This window comes from Agrobacterium deltaense RV3 (assembly GCF_900013505.1).
Classification (GTDB): Bacteria; Pseudomonadota; Alphaproteobacteria; order Rhizobiales; family Rhizobiaceae; genus Agrobacterium; species Agrobacterium leguminum.
In genome coordinates, this window is the sequence record NZ_LT009745.1 from 718,227 (window position 1) to 736,349 (window position 18,123).

The window sequence follows — 18,123 nt, forward strand, 5'->3', positions numbered from 1 at the left end:
CTACGGTAGAGATATTCGGAGAGCTAGCCCCTCATCCGACCCTTCGGGCCACCTTCTCCCCGGCGGGGAGAAGAAACAAGCAGCAAAGCCGAGCGACAGATGACTGCCTTGGTTTAGAAGCACGCTTCCAACAGGCTCGCTGTGGTCCTCGGGCTTTGGGCAACTTCGCGGGAGGTCGTCATGTCTGAACCATCAAACGGCAATTTCGCGCCGGTCGATCCCATCAAGGTGGGCTTGAAAGGCTGCTGCCCGCGTTGCGGCAACGGACGGCTGTTCGACGGCTTTCTGACCATAAAACCCGCCTGCAGCGCCTGCGGACTGGATTACGGTTTTGCCGATGCGGGCGATGGCCCGGCGGTTTTCGTCATGCTGATCGTCGGTTTTCTGGTCGTCGGGCTGGCGCTCTGGTTCGATCAGCGTTTTGCGCCGCCGGTCTGGGTGCATGTCATGCTGTGGTTGCCGTTTACGGTGATTGTCTCCCTCGTGCTGCTGCGCAAGCTGAAAGGGATCATGATTGCGCTGCAATACCGCAACAATGCAAGCGAAGGCAGGCTTGATCGTGAATGACGTTTCCCACATGAAGGCGGCGGAAAGGCGGGTCTGGTTCGCCGCGCCGCTGGTGCTGCTGGCGCTTGCCATTCTTCTCGGGCTCGGCACCTGGCAGGTGAAGCGTCTCTACTGGAAAGAAGCGCTGATTGCCGATATCGAGGAGCGGCGGAGCGCGAGCCCGGTGCCCCTCTCCGATATAGAGGCGATCGCGAAAAGCGGCGGCGATATCGAATACCGCACGGTCAGCCTTTCCGGCACCTTCGATCATGCCCGCGAGCGGCATTTCTTCGCCACCCATCAGGGGCAAACGGGCTATTACATCTATACGCCGCTGACACTCGCCGATGGCCGCATTCTCTTCGTCAATCGCGGCTTCGTGCCTTTCGAGATGAAGGAACCGGCCAAACGGCCTAACGGGCAGGTTGCCGGGGAGGTGACGATCACCGGGCTTTCGCGCGCGCCGCTGGTTGCAAAACCGTCCTCGCTGCTGCCTGATAACGATATCGCCAAGAACATCTTCTACTGGAAGGATCTGGCGGCCATGGCCTCCAGCGCCGATATCCCGCCCGACCGGCTGGTCCACCTCTTCGTGGATGCTGACAACGCGCCTAATCCGGGCGGCTGGCCGCAGGGTGGCGTGACGCTGATAGATTTGCCCAACAATCACCTGCAATATGCGATAACGTGGTATGGGTTGGCGGCGGCCCTTGTCATCGTCGCCGGTTTTGCCTATTTCCGGAACGGTAAGGCGCAGGGTGAATAAAGCGCAGCCCGTCCGGTAAGGCAGCTTGTCGGGCAAGGCCATGAAGCACGGCCCAAGGAGCAGGCCAAGGAGCTGGAATGAACATCGCCGTTTCCAAACCCCCTTTGACGATAAGGCTGTGCGGACCGCGCGGCTTTTGCGCGGGCGTGGACCGGGCGATCCAGATCGTCGTGCTGGCGCTGAAGGCCTATGGCGCACCCGTCTATGTCCGCCACGAAATCGTGCACAACCGTTATGTGGTGGAAGGGCTGGAAGCCAAGGGCGCGGTTTTCGTCGAGGAACTGCATGAAATTCCGGCCGAGCACCGCGAGCAGCCGGTGGTTTTCTCGGCCCACGGCGTGCCGAAATCCGTGCCGGAGGATGCGCAGGCGCGTAATCTGTTTTATCTCGATGCCACTTGCCCGCTGGTCTCCAAGGTCCACAAGCAGGCCATGCGCCACCAGCGCCTTGGCCGCCATGTGGTGCTGATTGGCCATGCCGGCCACCCCGAGGTCATCGGCACCATGGGCCAGCTTCCGGAAGGAACGGTTTCGCTGATCGAGACGGTGGAAGATGCCGGCCGTTACGAACCGGCGGACCGCGAAAATCTCGGCTTCGTCACCCAGACGACACTTTCGGTCGATGACACGGCCGGCGTCATCGCCAGGCTGCAGGAACGTTTCCCGGCCATTCAGGCGCCCGCCGCCGACAGCATCTGTTACGCAACCACCAACCGTCAGGATGCGGTGAAGCAGGCGGCCCCCGGTTGCGACCTCTTCATCGTCGTTGGCGCCCCCAATTCCTCCAATTCCAAGCGGCTTGTGGAAGTGGCGCTGCGGGCCGGTGCACAGCGCTCCGTGCTGGTGCAGCGGGCCTCGGAAATCGACTGGAATGAAATCGGCGATATTCGCACCGTCGGCCTTTCGGCCGGCGCATCCGCGCCGGAGGTCATCGTCGATGAGATCATCGAGGCCTTCAAGGCGCGTTTCGATACGACGCTCGATCTCGCCGTGACGGTCGAGGAAACGGAACATTTCCTCGTCAATCGCGAGCTACGCAGCATCGAGCTGACGACGGACGACATGGCTTTCGTGAACGGCAATGCCAATGATGCGCTGCCGCCGAAAACCGCCGCCGGCATCTGAAGCGGGATGGCGCTGAATGCGGGCGGTTTCCGTCCCACCTGCGTCATCTCCACCCGAGATTTCCACTCCATCCTTCATCAAGAGATTTGAAATTGGCAGTTTATACGGACATCACCGAAGATGATCTGAGGAATTTCCTCACGCAATATGACGTCGGCAGCCTCACCTCCTACAAGGGCATTGCCGAAGGCGTCGAAAACTCCAATTTCCTGCTGCATACCACCAAGGACCCGCTGATTCTCACGCTTTATGAAAAGCGCGTGGAGAAATCCGATCTGCCCTTCTTCCTCGGCCTCATGCAGCATCTGGCCGCCAAGGGCCTGTCCTGCCCCCTGCCGCTGCCGCGCAAGGATGGCGAGTTGCTGGGAGAGCTATCGGGCCGGCCGGCGGCGCTCATTTCCTTTCTCGAGGGCATGTGGCTGAGAAAGCCGGAAGCGAAACATTGCCGCGAAGTCGGCAAGGCGCTGGCCGCCATGCATCTGGCGGGTGAAGGCTTCGAAATTAAGCGGCCGAATGCGCTCTCCGTCGAAGGCTGGAAGGTGCTTTGGGACAAGTCCGAAGACCGCGCCGACGAGGTGGAGAAGGGCCTGAAAGACGAGATTCGCCCGGAAATCGATTATCTCGCCGCCCATTGGCCGAAAGATCTGCCGGCCGGCGTCATCCATGCGGATCTGTTCCAGGACAATGTGTTCTTCCTTGGCGATGAACTGTCCGGCCTGATCGATTTTTATTTCGCCTGCAACGACCTGCTGGCTTATGACGTGTCGATCTGCCTCAATGCCTGGTGCTTCGAAAAGGATGGCGCTTACAACGTCACCAAGGGCAAGGCGCTACTGGAGGGTTACCAGTCGGTGCGCCCGCTGAGCGAAGCGGAGCTGGAGGCGCTGCCGCTTCTGGCGCGCGGTTCCGCGTTGCGTTTCTTCCTCACCCGCCTTTATGACTGGCTGACGACGCCGGAAGGCGCGCTAGTGGTCAAGAAGGACCCGCTGGAATATCTGCGCAAGCTGCGGTTCCACCGTTCCATCGCCACTGTCGCCGAATATGGGCTGGCGGGCGAATGAAACATGTAGATATTTTCACCGATGGCGCCTGCTCCGGCAATCCCGGTCCCGGCGGCTGGGGCGCCGTGCTGCGTTACGGTGAGGTGGAGAAGGAACTCTTGGGCGGCGAGGCCGAGACCACCAATAACCGCATGGAATTGATGGCGGCGATTTCGGCGCTCAATGCGCTGAAAAGCCCCTGCGAGGTCGATCTTTATACCGACAGCGCCTATGTGAAGGACGGCATCACCAAGTGGATTTTCGGCTGGAAAAAGAAGGGCTGGAAAACCGCCGATAACAAGCCGGTCAAGAATGTTGAACTATGGCAGGCGCTGGAAGCGGCGCAACAACGCCATAAGGTTACCTTGCACTGGGTCAAGGGCCATGCCGGCCACCCGGAAAACGAACGCGCCGACGAATTGGCGCGAAAGGGCATGGAGCCCTTCAAACGGCGGTAATGGAAGCCTGCTCTATTTCGGGCCGGGCAAATCCGAGCCGGCGACCCCGTTATCGGGGGTTGTGAAAACCGAAACCCGACCTATCTTGTCGTCAAGGGGCGCTCCGGTAGCGCTCAACGGAGGAGAGAAATCCGGATGATCCTGCATTGTGTATTTCTACGCTTCAAGGCTGCAACGGCCGCTTCTGAAAAACACGCAATATTCGAGGCGATTGCCGCCCTGAAGGATGTGATACCCGGCATCATCGATGTGAAATACGGCCAGAATGTCTCACCCGAGGGGCTGAATGGCGGTTTTGTCGACGGTTTCATCGTGACGCTGGAGAGCCCCGAGGCCCGCGACGACTATCTCGCCCATCCCAAGCACATGGAAGTGGGGGAACGTCTCGTGTCGCTCACCGATGGGGGTCTCGCCGGGCTTCTGGTGTTCGATATGAATGTTTGAGTGGAGGGCGGCGGGGCCGCCCTTTATTCTGCAATGTGAATGCCTATAGCAGAATCGTATCACGAAAGGCGCCGTCACCCCGGACTTGATCCGGGGTCCAGTGCGATCAAGTCTTTGATCGCGAAAGACTCTTCCTACGGCGCAGACGCGCCGTGGCTGGATGCCGGATCAAGTCCGGCATGACGGGAAGCAGGAGCCTTTACATGCAACGAGGGACCAGGCTCGCCCTCAAAGCTGCTCGATCATCGCCGCAGCGGCCGAAACCGTCGCCTGGCCGGGGTTCTCTTCCACGTTAAGCAACTTCACCACGCCGTCTTCCACCAGCATCGAATAACGCTTGGAGCGCACGCCGAGGCCGCCGGCGGAAAGATCGGCATCGAGGCCGAGCGCCTTGGTGAAAGCCGCGTCCCAGTCGGCGAGGAAGCGGATTTTGCCCTGACCGCCGGAGGATTGCGCCCATGCGCCCATCACGTGCCAGTCATTGACGGCGACGACGGCGATATCGTCAACGCCCTTGGAAAGAATGGCGTCGCGGTTTTCGAGATAACCCGGCAGATGGTTCAGTGAGCAGGTGGGGGTGAAAGCGCCGGGGACGGCGAAGAGAACCACCTTCTTGCCGCCGAAAAGCGCGTCCGTGGTGGTTTCCACCGGGCCGTCGGCCGTCTTTTCCTTGAAAGTTGCGGAAGGCAGTTTTTCGCCGATCTTGATGGTCATGTCCGTGCTCCTATAGCCGTTCGGTTCGCGCGACTATAGAGTTTGGCAGGGAAAAGTGGAACCCGGTTTTCCCGGGCAGACAAGCGAAAACGAGGCGTCCGGATCCCGTCAGATTCAGGATGAAGCTGACAGGATCCTGAGCACGGTAATGAAATCTGCCATGTGGTTTTCGAGCTGGTTTCCAGCGCTGAAACGCTGCTCAGGGCTTCGGGAAATTCAGCATGGTTTCCATGGCCCGATCGCCGGATTTGACCAGGATAGGCCAGCTATTGCCCTGCACCTGATAGGTTTTCGGCAGGCCCTTGATGTTCATGTAGAAGGAGAGCTTGCGCTTGTCGCGCACCAGGTTCTGCGGCTCGTAATAGGCAAAGCCCGAGGGACCGGCGATGAAGATTTCGGTCTCCTTCGGCGCGTTTTCCGGAAGCTGCAATTGCACGCCGAGCATGGTCTTGTCGGGCGTGATGTGGAAATCGATCACCTTGAAATCGTCGGAGGCCGCCTCGGGCAGCGTTTCGCGCGCCTCCTCCAGCAATCGCCGCTCCTCGTGGTCGTCATCACCGGCATTGCCGCGCTCGATTGAAAACTTCGCCTCGAAGGGAATGCAGATATTCTGACACACGCCGATGAAGGCGGTGAGATCGATCTTCCCGCCTGCCGCCGGGTCCGTGGCTTTCAGCTGAAACGGAAGGCTGACGGCGTGGTCGTAGCCGATATCGGTGATGTCGCCGTTTTCGATCAGCTTCGGAACCGGATAGGCCATGGTGGTGAGCGTTACGCCGCTTGCCGGATCGGGCGTGATCTGCGGCGGTATGCCCGCTTCGCCCGGTTCGCGCCAATAGGTGATCCAGCCGTCCTTCGGCTCGATCTGCAGCACGCCGCGCACCACGCCGTCGGCATCCATGGCAAGGCTCGCCACGCGCATCTGGCCGCCTTCGCTTCTCGCCCAGTCGGTAATCTCGGCCTGGGCGGCTTCAGCGCCGCCAAGTAGGGCAGCAAATGCCGCTGCAAAACGAAAATGTGAAAATCGAAAGAATATTCTGGCGCTCATGCTTTCCGTCTAACCCAACATCGCCCGGCGGACCAGTTACGAATTCGTGCGGTTCATCATTTTCGGTTGATTGATCGGGCGCGATGCCGCATCCTGTCCTTTGTCGAAGTGCGAACGCCGTTTTCGTTAAATGACGGAATGCGGTCTGCTGGAGGCGCCGGTGAGCTTTTCAACCCTGATGGACAAACGCGAACGTGGCTTTCTCGATGGTCAGTTCCTCATCGCGATGCCGGGGCTGGACGACGGCAATTTTGCCCGTTCGGTGATCTATATCTGCGCCCATTCGGATGCCGGCGCCATGGGGTTCATCATCAACCGGCCGCAGCAGATCACCTTTACCGATATTCTGCTGCACCTGAAACTGGTGGACAGCAACGACGCCATCATGCTGCCCAACCGCACCCGCGAATTTCCGATCCAGTGCGGCGGCCCGGTGGAATCCGGCCGGGGTTTCGTGCTGCATTCGGATGATTATTTAAGCGAATCCAGCATTCCGGTCAGCGATGATATTTCGTTGACGGCAACGCTCGATATCGTCCGCGCCATTTCCAACGGCCGCGGTCCGCAAAGGGCGACCATGATGCTCGGTTATGCCGGCTGGGGTCCGGGCCAGCTGGAAAACGAGATCGCCAATAATGGCTGGCTGAATTGCCCCGCTGCGGAAGAGCTGATCTTCGACCGTGGGCTGGACAATAAATACGAGCGGGCGCTGGCGCTCATGGGCGTCGATGCGCGCATGCTTTCCACGGATGCCGGGCACGCCTGAGCCCCTGAATGTTCCGCCGGTTTTGGCTGGAACCAAATCCCGACCCTTGACGTTACTCACCCGGAAAGCCGGACAGAAAGTACGGCTCAACAAGGGAGTAGTATTATGGGTAGCACATCTGACAAGATCGCCGGTAAAGCCAATGAAGTTGCTGGCAAGGTGAAGAAGAACGTCGGCGAAGCGACGGGCAATAATGAATTGCGCGCCAAGGGTGCTGCCCAGGAAGCCAAGGGCAAGGTACAGACCAGCGTTGGCAAGGCGAAAGACGCCGTCAAGGGCGCCGTCGACCGCATGTAATGCCGTCTGACTGCCTCGCGCCTCTTTCGATGCGGCGCTTCGGAGCGCATGTGTTGACCGCACATGCGCTCTTGTCGTCTGGGATGTTCCGAAGGCGGTCGCCTGTTACGCCTTTCATATGCGCTCCGGGCTTACCCCCCTCTGTCCTGCCGGACATCTCCCCCTCAAGGGGGGAGATCGACCTGAGGCGAGGTCTCGCCCATCTCAATACTTGAGAATGGAGTGGTGGAAGAGCGTCTTGCCGATCTCCCCCCTTGAGGGGGAGATGTCCGGCAGGACAGAGGGGGTAAGCCCGGAGCGCAGGAGCGTCAATGATTTTCAGCTGTCGTCTACGGTGCATGTTGGCATCGTATGTTTCCTCCACCCACCCGATCCATCGCAAGGGTTTCATCGATGAAGCTTTTTTCCTGCGCATCCTGCGGCCAGCCGGTTCATTTCGACAATCGTTTTTGCGTTTCCTGCGGTCATCGTCTGGCCTTCGTGCCGGAGCGGCTTTCAATGGAGGCACTTTCGCCCGTGGGTGAGCCGAACTGGCAGATCGTCGCGGACCCGCAAAAACAGGTGCGGTTTTGTGCTAATGAGGTGAACGATATCTGCAATTGGTCAGTGCCAGCGCAAAGCGACAGCGCCTTCTGCCCGGCCTGCAGCCACAACCGTCTGGTGCCGGATATCGCAACCGAACAGGGCATCGCACAATGGCGCCGCATCAGCCAGGCGCAGCGGCATCTGTTCTATTCGATCCTGCGGCTTGGCTTGCCGCATCCCAACCGCGATGCCGACCCTGCCGGTGGCCTCGTCTTCGACTTTCTGGTGGATGCGGTGGCGCCCGATGGTTCCGTCATTCCCGCCATGACCGGTCACGATGAGGGCCTGATCGCCATCCGCGCCGCGGAAGCGGACGATGTCACCCGCGAGCAGGTCCGCGCCAATATGAACGAGCCCTACCGCACCATGCTTGGCCATTTCCGCCATGAGGTAGGGCACTTCATCTGGAACAAGCTGGTGCGGGATGAAAACCGCCTGCAGGCCTGCCGCGCCGTCTTCGGCGACGACAGCGAGGATTATGGCGCCGCTCTGCAACGCAATTACGAAGAGGGGCCGCGTACCGACTGGCAGGAAAGCTTCATCAGTTCCTATGCGTCCGTCCACCCCTGGGAGGATTTCGCCGAGTGTTTCGCCCATTATCTGCATATCGTCGATACGCTGGAGACCGCCCGCGCCTTCGGCGTCGCAATCGATCCTGATGGGCATGAGGAAATGGCGGCCGAGGTGACGTTTGATCCTTACAAAGCCCGCAGCGCCGCGCAGCTGGTCAAGGCGTGGATTCCGCTCAGTGTCGCCATCAATTCCATCCAGCGCAGCATGGGGGAGGCTGACCTCTATCCCTTCGTGCTGACACCGCCGGTGGTGGTGAAGATGGAATTCATTCATGACCTGCTGCATGGGAGGGTGGCGGCGGATGAGTCGCCGATGGCCGTGCAGAATGCGGTAGTGCAGTAAATGTGCGGCAGGCGGAGTGTCCTGACCAGGAGAAGCGCGGTTTTCTTCTCCCGTCATACCGGCCTTGAGCCGGTATCCAGCCAGCCCAAGTCCTTGGGCTGAAAGGAGTCTTTCCGCCGGGCAGACGCCCGTTGGCTGGATTCCGGCTCAAGGCCGGAATGACGGAGGTATCCTACCTCGCGTTCCAATACTCCGCTTACGAAGCCCGCTTCGTCGGCTGGAAACGCTCTCTCAGCAACTTCAGCGCCGCATCGCCCGAAACCGGAGTACCGAACAGGAAGCTCTGGCCGAAATGGCAGTTCATGCGCGCCAGTTCTGCTGCATCCTCGGGCGTCTCGATGCCTTCCGCCACGACCTGCATGTCGAGCGCCCGCGCCATGGCGATGACGGAGCGCAGGAGTACGTTGCGCTTGTCGCTGGTATTGGCAACCAGCGCCTTGTCGAGCTTGATCGTGTCGAAGGGGAAGCGGGTGAGATAGGCGAGCGACGAATAGCCGGTGCCGAAATCGTCCATGGCAAGGCTTAAGCCCGTTTCCTTGAGCTTTGAAAGCACCAGCCGCGCCTGCTCCGGGTTCTCCATGACGACGGATTCCGTCAGTTCCAGCTTCAGCTGCTGCGGATTGCAACGCGTGCGGGTCAGCATGCCGCGCACGTCATTGTACAATTCGTTGTTCAGCAGCTGCGCGCTGGAAATATTGACGGAAATGAAGATCGGCATCTTCTCGATGGCGTGCTGCCAGTCCATCAGATCGGTCGCCGCCCGTTCCAGCGCGAACATGCCAAGCGGCTCGATCAGGCCGGAGGCCTCCGCAATCGGAATGAACTCGCTCGGCGGAATATTGCCGCGCTTGGGGTGCTCCCACCGCATCAGCGCTTCGAACCCGGCCAGCTCGCCATCGTCGAGCTTGACGATCGGCTGGTAGGCCAGCGACAGCTCCTTGCGCTCGATGGCGCGGCGAAGGTCACTTTCCATCTGCAGCCGGTCTGTGCCCGACGTGCGGAAGGCAGGGCGGAAGGGCTCGACGCGGTTTCCGCCAGCGCGCTTGGCGCGATACATGGCGAGTTCCGCATCGCTCAAGAGTCCTGCCGCACTTTCCTGCTGGTCGATCCACGAAACGAGGCCGATGGAGGCGGTGAGGATGATTTCGCGATTGGCGAAATTGATCGGCACCATGATCGCCTTGTTCACCGCATCGGCGAAATCGGCCACACGCTGCGGATCGCGCTCCGAGGTCAGGATCAGGCCGAACTCATCGCCGCCAAGACGCGCCAGCGTATCCTGCGGTTTCAAAAGACGGCGCAGACGACGGGTCAGCGCAATGAGGATATTGTCACCGGCGGCAATGCCGAGCGTATCGTTGACCAGCTTGTAGCGGTCGATATCGATGGCCATCACGGTCGGGCGCACGCCGTCGCTGTCGGAAGACAGGTTGAGGATCGATTGCAGGCGGTCGAGGAAAACCTGCCGGTTCGGAAGCCCGGTCAGATTGTCGTTCATCGCATCCTGCAACAGCCGCTCGACAGAATTTTTCTGCTCGGTGATGTCGGTGATCGTGCCGACGCAGCGGATGATTTCGCCGTTGGAGCCGAGAACCGGGCGCGCGCGGATTTGCAGCCAGTGGAAATGACCGTCTTCGGCGCGAATACGGAATTCGTGGTTGAGGCGGCCCTTGCGATGGTCGAGCAGCACGTCGAGCGTCGCCTTGAACCGGTCGCGGTCATCAGGGTGCAGGCGCGGCAACCAGTTGCGTGCCGCACCGTGCATGGCGCCGGGTTCCAGCCCCAGCCGGTTGGAAATGTCGGGCGTGGTGACAATGCGGTCGCGCGTCACATCCCAGTCCCACACCGTATCGCCGCTGCCTGTCAAGGCCAGCGACTGGCGTTCGAGGTCGGAGAAGAGACCCTGCTGATAGGCGCTGCCGGCAAAGGCGTGCTGAATGACGGTAAAGCCGATCAGCAGCACGATCAGCACCAGCCCGCCGCCGAGCGCCGGCTGCACGATGTCGTTGTCCAGTTGCCCGGTGACCGTCAGCCAGCTGCCGAACAGCCAGACGAGAATCAGCGCCCAGGAAGGCACTAGCAAAATCGCCCGGTCATACTTGTTGAAACCGAGATAGACGATAAGCGCGATGCCCGCCGTTGCGGTGAGCGCGAAGGACACGCGCGCAATGCCGGAGGCGACCGAGGGATCGTAGATGGCGACCCCGAACAGCAGCGCCAGACCCACCACCCAGGCAAAGGTCGCATAACCCAGATGCGCATGCCATCGATTGAGATTGAGATAGGTGAACAGGAAGACCACGAAACTGGAGGCGAGCGCCACTTCCGCGCCCGCCCTCCATATTCGCTGATCGCTTGAGGTGACGGTGATGAGCTTCTCGAGGAAGCCGAAATCGACGCAGATATAGGCGAGCACCGCCCATGCGAGCGCGGCCGAGGCCGGCAGAACGGAGGTTCCCTTGACCACGAAAAGGATGGTCAGAAGCACGGCGAGCAGGCCGGCAATGCCGAGCACGATGCCGCGATAGAGCGTAAACGCGTTGATCGTGTCCTTGTAGGCCTCCGGCTCCCACAGATAAAGCTGCGGCAGCTGGGGCGTGGAAAGCTCGGCGACGAAGGTGATGACGGAGCCGGGATTGAGGGTGATGCGGAACACGTCGGCATCCGGGCTCGGCTGCCGATCGAGCGCAAAGCCTTCACTCGGCGTGATCGCCATGATGCGCTGCGAGCCGAGATCGGGCCAGAACAGCTTGGAATTCACGAGGCGGAAATGCGGGGCGACGATGACGCGCTCCAGCTGCTCTTCGGAGACGTTGGCGAGTGCGAAAACCGCCCAGTCGCCCTGATGGTCGGTGGAACTGGCGCGCACCTCGATACGGCGGCGAATGCCGTCGGGGCCGGGCGCGGTCGAGACCTGAAAGGCTTCGCCCTGGTTGGCATAGATATCGGTGGTGGCCGTCAGGTCGAGCGCCGTGTCGTCACGGGAAATCTTCACCGGCTCGAAGGCGTAGGAATAGGAAGAGAAAAGCAGGAAAAGCAGGAAAAACGGCGCAGCCAGCGCGATTGCCGTCAGACGTTTCGCAAGGCAAGGCGCAGTGTGATTGTAGGTCATGTATCGTACTTCGTTCCGCCGGAGCTTTGCTTGTCGGCAAGAAGGGAAAACATCATATGATCCCGCCATTGGCCATTGATTTTCAGATATTCCCGCAGGAGGCCTTCCCGCTGGAACCCGGCATTTTCGAGAAGCCGGATGCTTTTGAAGTTTTCCGGAATACAGGCTGCCTCGATACGGTGCAACTGAAGTCCGTTAAAGATGTATGGTATTACCAATTTTAATGCGGCAGACATATGGCCTTGGGCGGCGTGCCGCTCGCCGATCCAGTATCCGATCATGCAGCTTTGCGCCGCACCCCGGCGGATGTAACCGATGGTGATGCCGCCGACCAGCAGCGTTTCTTTCTCGAACAGCAGGAAGGAAACGGCGGTGCCGGAGGAAAATTCCTGGCCGTTGCGCACCACGCGCATGCGGAAGGCGCCTTCCGTCAGCTCGTCCGGCCGCCAGGTCGGCTCCCAGGGCTGGAGAAACTGCCGGCTTTCGGAGCGCAGCACATGCCATTGCTTGAAATCGCCGTAGCGCGGCAGTCTGAGAAGGTGATTGGCGCTGCGCAGTTCGGGCGTGTCGCTATGTCGGGAAAGAAAACGCAGCATTCACGATCCCTGTGCGGCAGACATCGCCATCCGCGAGCGGGACGGCGAAAAAGATGAGCGGTCTTCGCCTTTAAATCCCGCTCTCATATCGGTTTATCCGTTCGCCTTTATCCTTGCGGGCTGCTGCGCGGAAAGCGCCGCAGTGATGTCGGAAAGAGGCGGCAGATGTTCGAGCGGGCCAATTGCGGACAATGTCGGAACTGTATCGAAAAACAGCCGTCCCGCAAGATCGGTCAGGCGCGCGCGGGTGATGTCGCCAAGCCGCTCCATCATCTCCTCATTGGGGATGGGCCGGCCGTAAAGCATCATCTGGCGGGCCATCTGGCCGGCGCGGGCGGCCGGGCTTTCCTGGCCCATCAGCAGCTGCGCGCGGATTTGCGCCCGGGCGCGGTCGATTTCTTCCTGATGGATGGTCTGCGAGGACTTGCGAAGTTCCTCCAGAATGACGGGCACCAGTTCCGGCAGGTCGTTGCCGCCGGTGGCCGCATGCACGCCGAAGATGCCGGTGTCGGAAAAGCCCCAGTGGAATGCATAGACGGAATAGCAGAGGCCGCGATATTCGCGCACCTCCTGGAACAGGCGGGAGGACATGCCGCCGCCCAGGATATTGGCGAGAATCTGCGAGCAATAGAAATCGCGGGCGTGATAGGCCTTGCCCTCGAAGCCGAGGAGCACCTGCGCATCCATCAGGTCGCGGGTTTCGCGGATTTCGCCACCGGTATAGATTGCTTTTTCCATAACCGGTGTGGCAATGGGCAGCTGCGGCAGCGAGGCGAAACGCTCTTCCACCTGCTTCACGAAGCTTTCGTGATCGACAGCACCGGCCGCGACGACGAAAATGCGGTCCGTCGTGTAGTTGCGGGCGAGATAATGCCTGATCTGGCCTGTCGTGAAGGACTGCACGGTTTCCGGCGTGCCGAGGATCGGGCGGCCGATGGTCTGGTCGCGATAGGCGACACCGGAGAAATTGTCGAAGATCACGTCGTCGGGCGTATCGGTCGCCGCGCCGATTTCCTGCAGGATGACGTTTTTCTCCCGCTCCAGCTCGTCTTCGTCGAACAGCGATTCCGTCAGGATGTCGGCAAGGATATCGACGGCGAGGGGAACGTGGTCTTTCAGGACGCGGGCGTAGTAGGAGGTCGTTTCCGTCGATGTCGCGGCGTTAACTTCGCCGCCGACATTTTCGATTTCTTCGGCGATCTGCCGGGCAGTGCGGCGCGCCGTGCCCTTGAAAGCCATATGTTCGAGAAGATGGGCGATGCCGTGTTCGGCAGTGGTCTCGTTGCGGGAACCGGATTTGATCCACACCCCAAGAGCGACGCTTTCGAGATGCGGCATTTTTTCCGTCACAACGGTCAACCCGGACGAAAGCCGGGTCACATTTACTCTCATACTCAACGTCTTTCCGCGTCTCTATTTGCCGGCGCGTGCGTGTTTGCCGATGAAGGTTTCCACGGCTTTGAGCTCCGCATCCAGAATGTCGAAACGCTCCTCCCGGTTCATAATGTCAGCTAACCATACTGGAAGCGCAGGCTCGATTGCGCAAGCGGATTTTACAGCGGCCGGGAATTTAGCCGGGTGAGCGGTCGACAGAACCACCATCGGGCTTGACGCCTTTTCATGCTTTTCCGCCACGAAAACGCCGGTCGCCGTATGCGGGTCGATCAGGTAGCCGGTTTTCTCAAGCGTGTCGCGGATCGTTGCCGCCACGTGCTTTTCGGTGGCGCGGCCGGCGCGGAAATCGCGTTTGATGAATTTCAGCGCGTGCGGCGGAATTTCAAAGGATCCGGATTGCTTGAGGCCGTCCATCGATGCCTTTACCGCAGCGGAATCACGGCCATAGGCTTCGAACAGCAGCCGCTCGAAGTTGGATGAAATCTGGATGTCCATGGAGGGCGAGGTGGTGGGCTTGACGCCGCGCATCTCGTAACGGCCGGTCTTCAGCGTGCGCGCCAGAATGTCGTTGTCATTGGTGGCGATGACGAGCTTGTCGATCGGCAGGCCCATCTTCTTGGCGACGTAACCCGCAAAGATATCGCCGAAATTGCCGGTCGGAACGGTGAAGGAAATCTTCCGGTCGGGGCCGCCGAGCGAAAGCGACGCGGTGAAATAATAGACCACCTGCGCCATGATGCGCGCCCAGTTGATGGAGTTGACGCCGGAAAGCTTCACGCCATCGCGGAACTTCACGTCGTTGAACATCTCCTTCACCAGCGTCTGGCAATCGTCGAAATTGCCGTTGATTGCCAGCGCATGCACGTTGGAAGCGGTCGAGGTCGTCATCTGGCGCTGCTGCACCGGAGAGACCTTGCCGTTCGGGAAAAGGATGAAGATATCGGTACGCTCGCGGCCTGCAAAGGCGTCGATGGCCGCGCCGCCGGTATCGCCCGAGGTGGCGCCGACAATGGTGGCGCGTTCGCCGCGTTCGGAAAGCGTATAGTCCATCAAGCGGGCGAGAAGCTGCATCGCCACATCCTTGAAGGCGAGCGTGGTGCCGTGGAAAAGCTCGAGAACGAAGGTGTTCGGGCCGGTCTGCGTCAGCGGCACGACGGCAGGATGGCGGAAGGTCGCATAGGCGTCGTCAATCATCGCCTTGAACTTATCTGCCGGAATCTCGCCGCCGGTGAAACGGTAGAGAACCTCGAAGGCGACATCCTGATAGGACTTGCCGCGCAGGTTGCGGATTTCCTTCTTCGACATGGAAGGCCATTTGCGCGGAACGTAAAGCCCGCCGTCACGGCCAAGGCCCGCCAGAAGCGCGTCGCAAAAACCAAGCGAAGGGGCCGCACCCCTGGTCGATACATATTCCACGAGATAGTCCCTTATCCGTTACCGATGCGATCGGCGTCTTTGTCCGCAGTGTCTCACCGGAATGAGGCGATTGGCGAGCTAATGAAGGGCTTTTCTGAAAATTCAAGCAAAACCGAACATGCCAATCGATTTTTTCCGGCGTCGCTGCTATAGACCATCGCCAACCTGGGTGAAAGGTCAATAAACAGCGTCTCCGGTTCTGTTCCGGGACAATGGAGAGGGAATTAGAAGAGTGTCAGGGAATTTCTTGCGTTTGTCCGCCGCGATGTCGCTTCTCGTCGTTGTTGCAGGATGCAATTCCTCCAACCCGTCGGACTCGCTTGCCGTCAACCCGCCGGCGGCGCAGGCCGCACCGACGGCTGCCGTGGTTCAGGCCAATTGCCCGGCCGTGACGGTTCTCGATGCCAACGCCGTTCATCGCGTCTACGCCGGTGGCGCCAAGGACGATCCGCAGAAACTCGCCTATCAGGTCTCGCTGTCCGATACGACGCGTTCGTGCACCGCCAATGAATCGACGCTCACCGTAAACGTGCTGGCCCAGGGCCGCCTCGTTCCCGGCCCGATGGCCAAGCCCGGCCGCGTGACCGTGCCGATCCGCGTGACTGTGAAGGACGGCGACGGCGAGATCTACGGCGAAACCACCGCCTTTGCCGTCGATGTTCCGGCAGGCGGGGCCGGCACGCAATTCATCTTCAACAACGACCACGTCGCCATCCCCAACGGACCGGGCGGCGCACCGAAGTCGGTCAGCGTCTTCATCGGCTTCGCGGAGCAGGGCGCAAAGGCCAAGACCAAGCGCCGGTGATTTGACGGGCGAAATGTCAAAAAAACCGGAGGCTGCTCGGCAGGCTTCGGTTCTGATTGCGCGCAAAGGTCCGAATTCCGTCACCCCGGACTTGATCCGGGGTCCAGCGCGATCAAGTCATTGATCGCAAAAGACTCTTCTCACGGCGCAGACGCGCCGTGACTGGATGCCGGATCAAGTCCGGCATGACGGAGGAGAGGTCTACGACTTTCCATGCGTTTTAACCGGAGGGTTTTCCCACAGCCGTCGCCTTCTCCGCTGACGGGCGGCTACGGGAGTTTCGATACTCCTCCACAGCCTCAAAAAAAGCTGGCGGCAAAACGGCCCTCGCGGGACGCGCATTTGCCAGCTCTTCATCTGTCATTTCGGGAAAGTCGACAGCATCCCAATCCGCTTCGGTATAGCCTTGGCCGGGTACGAATTCCTTTTGCGTCTGGGATGCCACCACAGCTACCTCCTCAAAAAGCGCCTTCCCACTCCGCCATCGCCGCAATCACGGCCGGCAGGTCCTGCATGCGCGAGATCACCGTTTCGGCGCCCGCATCCGTCAGCCGGTCGGCGTGGCTCGGATAGGTGTGGGATGCGCCGGTGAAGCCGATGACGCGCATGCCGGCGGCTCTTGCGCCATGGATGCCGTGCACGGAATCCTCGACCACGACCACGCGGTCGGGGGAAACGCCGAATTGCGCCGCGCCATGCAGGAAGATGTCGGGCTTCGGCTTCACGCGGTCGGCTCCAAGGTCCTTGGCGGAATAGATATGCGGCGCGAAATAGGGCTTCAGGCCCACCTTCGTCAGCATCATGTCGAGGCGGTGGCTCGATGAGTTCGAGCAGATGCAACGCGGCGTGGTCAGGCGCGACAGGGCGAATTTCACGCCCTCGATGATTTTCACGTCGCGTTCCAGCCGCATGTCGAGCAGCTTTTCCGATTTGTCGAGCAGCGAGGCGGAGAGCGGAATGCTGGCTTCGCTTTCCACCTGCAGAAGAATGTTCTTCCAGGTCATGCCGGCGAAACGCTCGCCCATTTCCTCTACGGAGATCGGATATCCGGCTTCGGTCAAGAGGCGGGATTCCACCTGCGCCGCGATGATTTCGGAATCGACCAGAACGCCGTCACAGTCGAAAATAATGAGGTCGAAGCCGCTCATGGGCGCTCCCTGTATCGGATTTGGCTGGAAGAAAATGATGCCGGGCTTTTAGACCATGTCCGCGCCAAGCTCAACCGGCTCACCCGCAAAGGTCGGTCCCATCAGGCTCATAGCTCGGTCGGCCTGTGTAAGCGACTGTGCCGCCTCGAATATTTGGTTTGGCGTTCCTCTTTCGCGCAAAAACCGCTACACACGGTCGCGCCATATGCGTTATGGGATGTTATGCCCAAGACAGTGAAAAACACGCCCGAAGACACCATTGCCGCGCGCATCAGCCGCACGCTTGCCGACCGCATCGTTCGCGGTGAGCTGTCGCCGGGCGAAAGGTTGCGGCAGGATCACATCGCCGCCGAATTCGGCGCGTCGCATGTGCCGGTGCGCGAGGCATTCCGCCGGCTGGAAGCGCAGGGGCTTGCCGCCAGCATTCCGCGCCGGGGTGTCCGGGTGGCGGATTTCGGCCTTGACGATGTGCGCGAGGTGGCGGAAATGCGCGCCGCCCTTGAAGTTCTGGCGCTGCGCCACGCCATTCCCAACATGACGCCCGCCATTCTCGACCAGGCGGAGGCGGCAACGCTCGAGGGCGACAGCGCCGTCGATGTGCAGCATTGGGAGGAGGCCAACCGCCGCTTCCATCGTCTCATCACCGCGCCCTGCAACATGCCGCGCCTGATGGAGGCGATCGACGGGTTGCATGCGGCGAGCGCCCGCTTCCTCTTTTCCGCCTGGCGCGCCGGCTGGGAGCGCCGCACCGATACCGATCACCGCGCGATCATCGATGCGCTGCGCGGCGGCCGCGCCGAAGAGGCGGTGCGTATCCTCGACGGACATGTGCAATGGATTGGCCGCAAGGCGATCCGCACCTCGTCCGGCTCGGTGCGCGACGCCTTCGCCATCGTTGGATAGGGCGGGCCCGTGACCGTCCGCCTGCGGCCCCACCATCTTCTCTGT

Annotated in this window: 18 protein-coding genes and 1 pseudogene; 11 read left to right on the forward strand and 8 right to left on the reverse strand. The window is 60.6% G+C overall.

Going from position 1 to position 18,123, the window contains the following annotated elements; translation table 11 throughout:
* Positions 1 to 180 precede the first annotated feature (180 nt).
* From AGR7B_RS03595 to AGR7B_RS03620, 6 genes are all read left to right on the forward strand, one after another.
* Positions 181 to 567, forward strand: coding sequence for a DUF983 domain-containing protein (locus tag AGR7B_RS03595; protein ID WP_003521108.1), 387 nt, complete (start codon positions 181 to 183; stop codon positions 565 to 567).
* A 10-nt stretch (positions 568 to 577) separates the two neighbouring features.
* Positions 578 to 1,312, forward strand: a complete 735-nt coding sequence (locus tag AGR7B_RS03600; RefSeq protein WP_080856974.1) for an SURF1 family protein — start codon at positions 578 to 580, stop codon at positions 1,310 to 1,312.
* 77 nt (positions 1,313 to 1,389) lie between these two features.
* Positions 1,390 to 2,436 carry a 4-hydroxy-3-methylbut-2-enyl diphosphate reductase gene (gene ispH, locus AGR7B_RS03605; protein WP_003521111.1) on the forward strand — a complete coding sequence of 349 codons (1,047 nt, stop codon included), beginning with the start codon at positions 1,390 to 1,392 and terminating at the stop codon, positions 2,434 to 2,436.
* A gap of 92 nt (positions 2,437 to 2,528) precedes the next feature.
* Positions 2,529 to 3,497, forward strand: a complete 969-nt coding sequence (locus tag AGR7B_RS03610) for a homoserine kinase (protein WP_065654309.1) — start codon at positions 2,529 to 2,531, stop codon at positions 3,495 to 3,497.
* The gene (gene rnhA / locus AGR7B_RS03615; protein WP_065654308.1) at positions 3,494 to 3,934 is read left to right on the forward strand and encodes a ribonuclease HI; all 441 of its coding nucleotides are present in this window, start codon (positions 3,494 to 3,496) and stop codon (positions 3,932 to 3,934) included. The genes AGR7B_RS03610 and rnhA overlap by 4 nt, the downstream gene beginning before the upstream one ends.
* A 135-nt stretch (positions 3,935 to 4,069) precedes the next feature.
* The gene (locus AGR7B_RS03620; protein ID WP_065654307.1) at positions 4,070 to 4,378 is read left to right on the forward strand and encodes a Dabb family protein; all 309 of its coding nucleotides are present in this window, start codon (positions 4,070 to 4,072) and stop codon (positions 4,376 to 4,378) included.
* Positions 4,379 to 4,606: 228 nt separating this feature from the next.
* Here AGR7B_RS03620 and AGR7B_RS03625 read toward each other — a convergent pair whose 3' ends face one another.
* Entirely contained in the window at positions 4,607 to 5,092 is a 486-nt protein-coding gene (locus tag AGR7B_RS03625) for a peroxiredoxin (protein WP_080856036.1), read from the reverse strand.
* A gap of 199 nt (positions 5,093 to 5,291) precedes the next feature.
* Positions 5,292 to 6,140 (reverse strand): protein-disulfide reductase DsbD domain-containing protein, encoded by an 849-nt coding sequence (locus tag AGR7B_RS03630; protein ID WP_065654306.1) that lies wholly within the window; start codon positions 6,138 to 6,140, stop codon positions 5,292 to 5,294.
* A 160-nt stretch (positions 6,141 to 6,300) separates the two neighbouring features.
* On the opposite strand from AGR7B_RS03630, the gene AGR7B_RS03635 reads away from it, so the two are divergent.
* The 3 genes from AGR7B_RS03635 to AGR7B_RS03650 all read left to right on the forward strand — a co-directional run bounded on the left by AGR7B_RS03635 (position 6,301) and on the right by AGR7B_RS03650 (position 8,703).
* On the forward strand, positions 6,301 to 6,906 hold the full coding sequence (locus tag AGR7B_RS03635; RefSeq protein WP_003521117.1) for a YqgE/AlgH family protein: 606 nt from the start codon (positions 6,301 to 6,303) through the stop codon (positions 6,904 to 6,906).
* A gap of 105 nt (positions 6,907 to 7,011) precedes the next feature.
* Positions 7,012 to 7,203 (forward strand): CsbD family protein, encoded by a 192-nt coding sequence (locus tag AGR7B_RS03640; RefSeq protein WP_003521119.1) that lies wholly within the window; start codon positions 7,012 to 7,014, stop codon positions 7,201 to 7,203.
* 393 nt (positions 7,204 to 7,596) lie between these two features.
* Positions 7,597 to 8,703 (forward strand): zinc-binding metallopeptidase family protein, encoded by a 1,107-nt coding sequence (locus tag AGR7B_RS03650; RefSeq protein ID WP_080856037.1) that lies wholly within the window; start codon positions 7,597 to 7,599, stop codon positions 8,701 to 8,703.
* A 196-nt stretch (positions 8,704 to 8,899) separates the two neighbouring features.
* On the opposite strand, the gene AGR7B_RS03655 is transcribed toward AGR7B_RS03650, so the two are convergent.
* From AGR7B_RS03655 to thrC, 4 genes are all read right to left on the reverse strand, one after another.
* On the reverse strand, positions 8,900 to 11,815 hold the full coding sequence (locus AGR7B_RS03655) for a sensor domain-containing phosphodiesterase (RefSeq protein ID WP_065654304.1): 2,916 nt from the start codon (positions 11,813 to 11,815) through the stop codon (positions 8,900 to 8,902).
* Positions 11,812 to 12,411, reverse strand: coding sequence for a GNAT family N-acetyltransferase (locus tag AGR7B_RS03660; protein WP_003509108.1), 600 nt, complete (start codon positions 12,409 to 12,411; stop codon positions 11,812 to 11,814). Before AGR7B_RS03660 ends, AGR7B_RS03655 begins: the two co-directional genes overlap by 4 nt.
* A gap of 93 nt (positions 12,412 to 12,504) precedes the next feature.
* The gene (locus AGR7B_RS03665) at positions 12,505 to 13,803 is read right to left on the reverse strand and encodes a M16 family metallopeptidase (RefSeq protein ID WP_065654303.1); all 1,299 of its coding nucleotides are present in this window, start codon (positions 13,801 to 13,803) and stop codon (positions 12,505 to 12,507) included.
* A gap of 21 nt (positions 13,804 to 13,824) precedes the next feature.
* A complete protein-coding gene (thrC, locus tag AGR7B_RS03670; protein WP_080856038.1) occupies positions 13,825 to 15,222 on the reverse strand; it encodes a threonine synthase in 1,398 nt (465 codons plus the stop codon).
* A 265-nt stretch (positions 15,223 to 15,487) separates the two neighbouring features.
* Between thrC and AGR7B_RS03675 the strand changes: the two genes are divergently transcribed.
* Positions 15,488 to 16,027 (forward strand): hypothetical protein, encoded by a 540-nt coding sequence (locus tag AGR7B_RS03675; protein ID WP_035236805.1) that lies wholly within the window; start codon positions 15,488 to 15,490, stop codon positions 16,025 to 16,027.
* A 253-nt stretch (positions 16,028 to 16,280) separates the two neighbouring features.
* Here AGR7B_RS03675 and AGR7B_RS26140 read toward each other — a convergent pair.
* Positions 16,281 to 16,472: pseudogene (locus AGR7B_RS26140) on the reverse strand (BrnA antitoxin family protein); the annotation flags it as partial.
* A gap of 13 nt (positions 16,473 to 16,485) precedes the next feature.
* Positions 16,486 to 17,175, reverse strand: coding sequence for an HAD family hydrolase (locus AGR7B_RS03685; RefSeq protein ID WP_003520496.1), 690 nt, complete (start codon positions 17,173 to 17,175; stop codon positions 16,486 to 16,488).
* A gap of 222 nt (positions 17,176 to 17,397) precedes the next feature.
* On the opposite strand from AGR7B_RS03685, the gene AGR7B_RS03690 reads away from it, so the two are divergent.
* Positions 17,398 to 18,078: a GntR family transcriptional regulator gene (locus AGR7B_RS03690; protein ID WP_065654301.1), complete on the forward strand. Its 681-nt coding sequence runs from the start codon at positions 17,398 to 17,400 to the stop codon at positions 18,076 to 18,078.
* Positions 18,079 to 18,123: the final 45 nt, after the last annotated feature.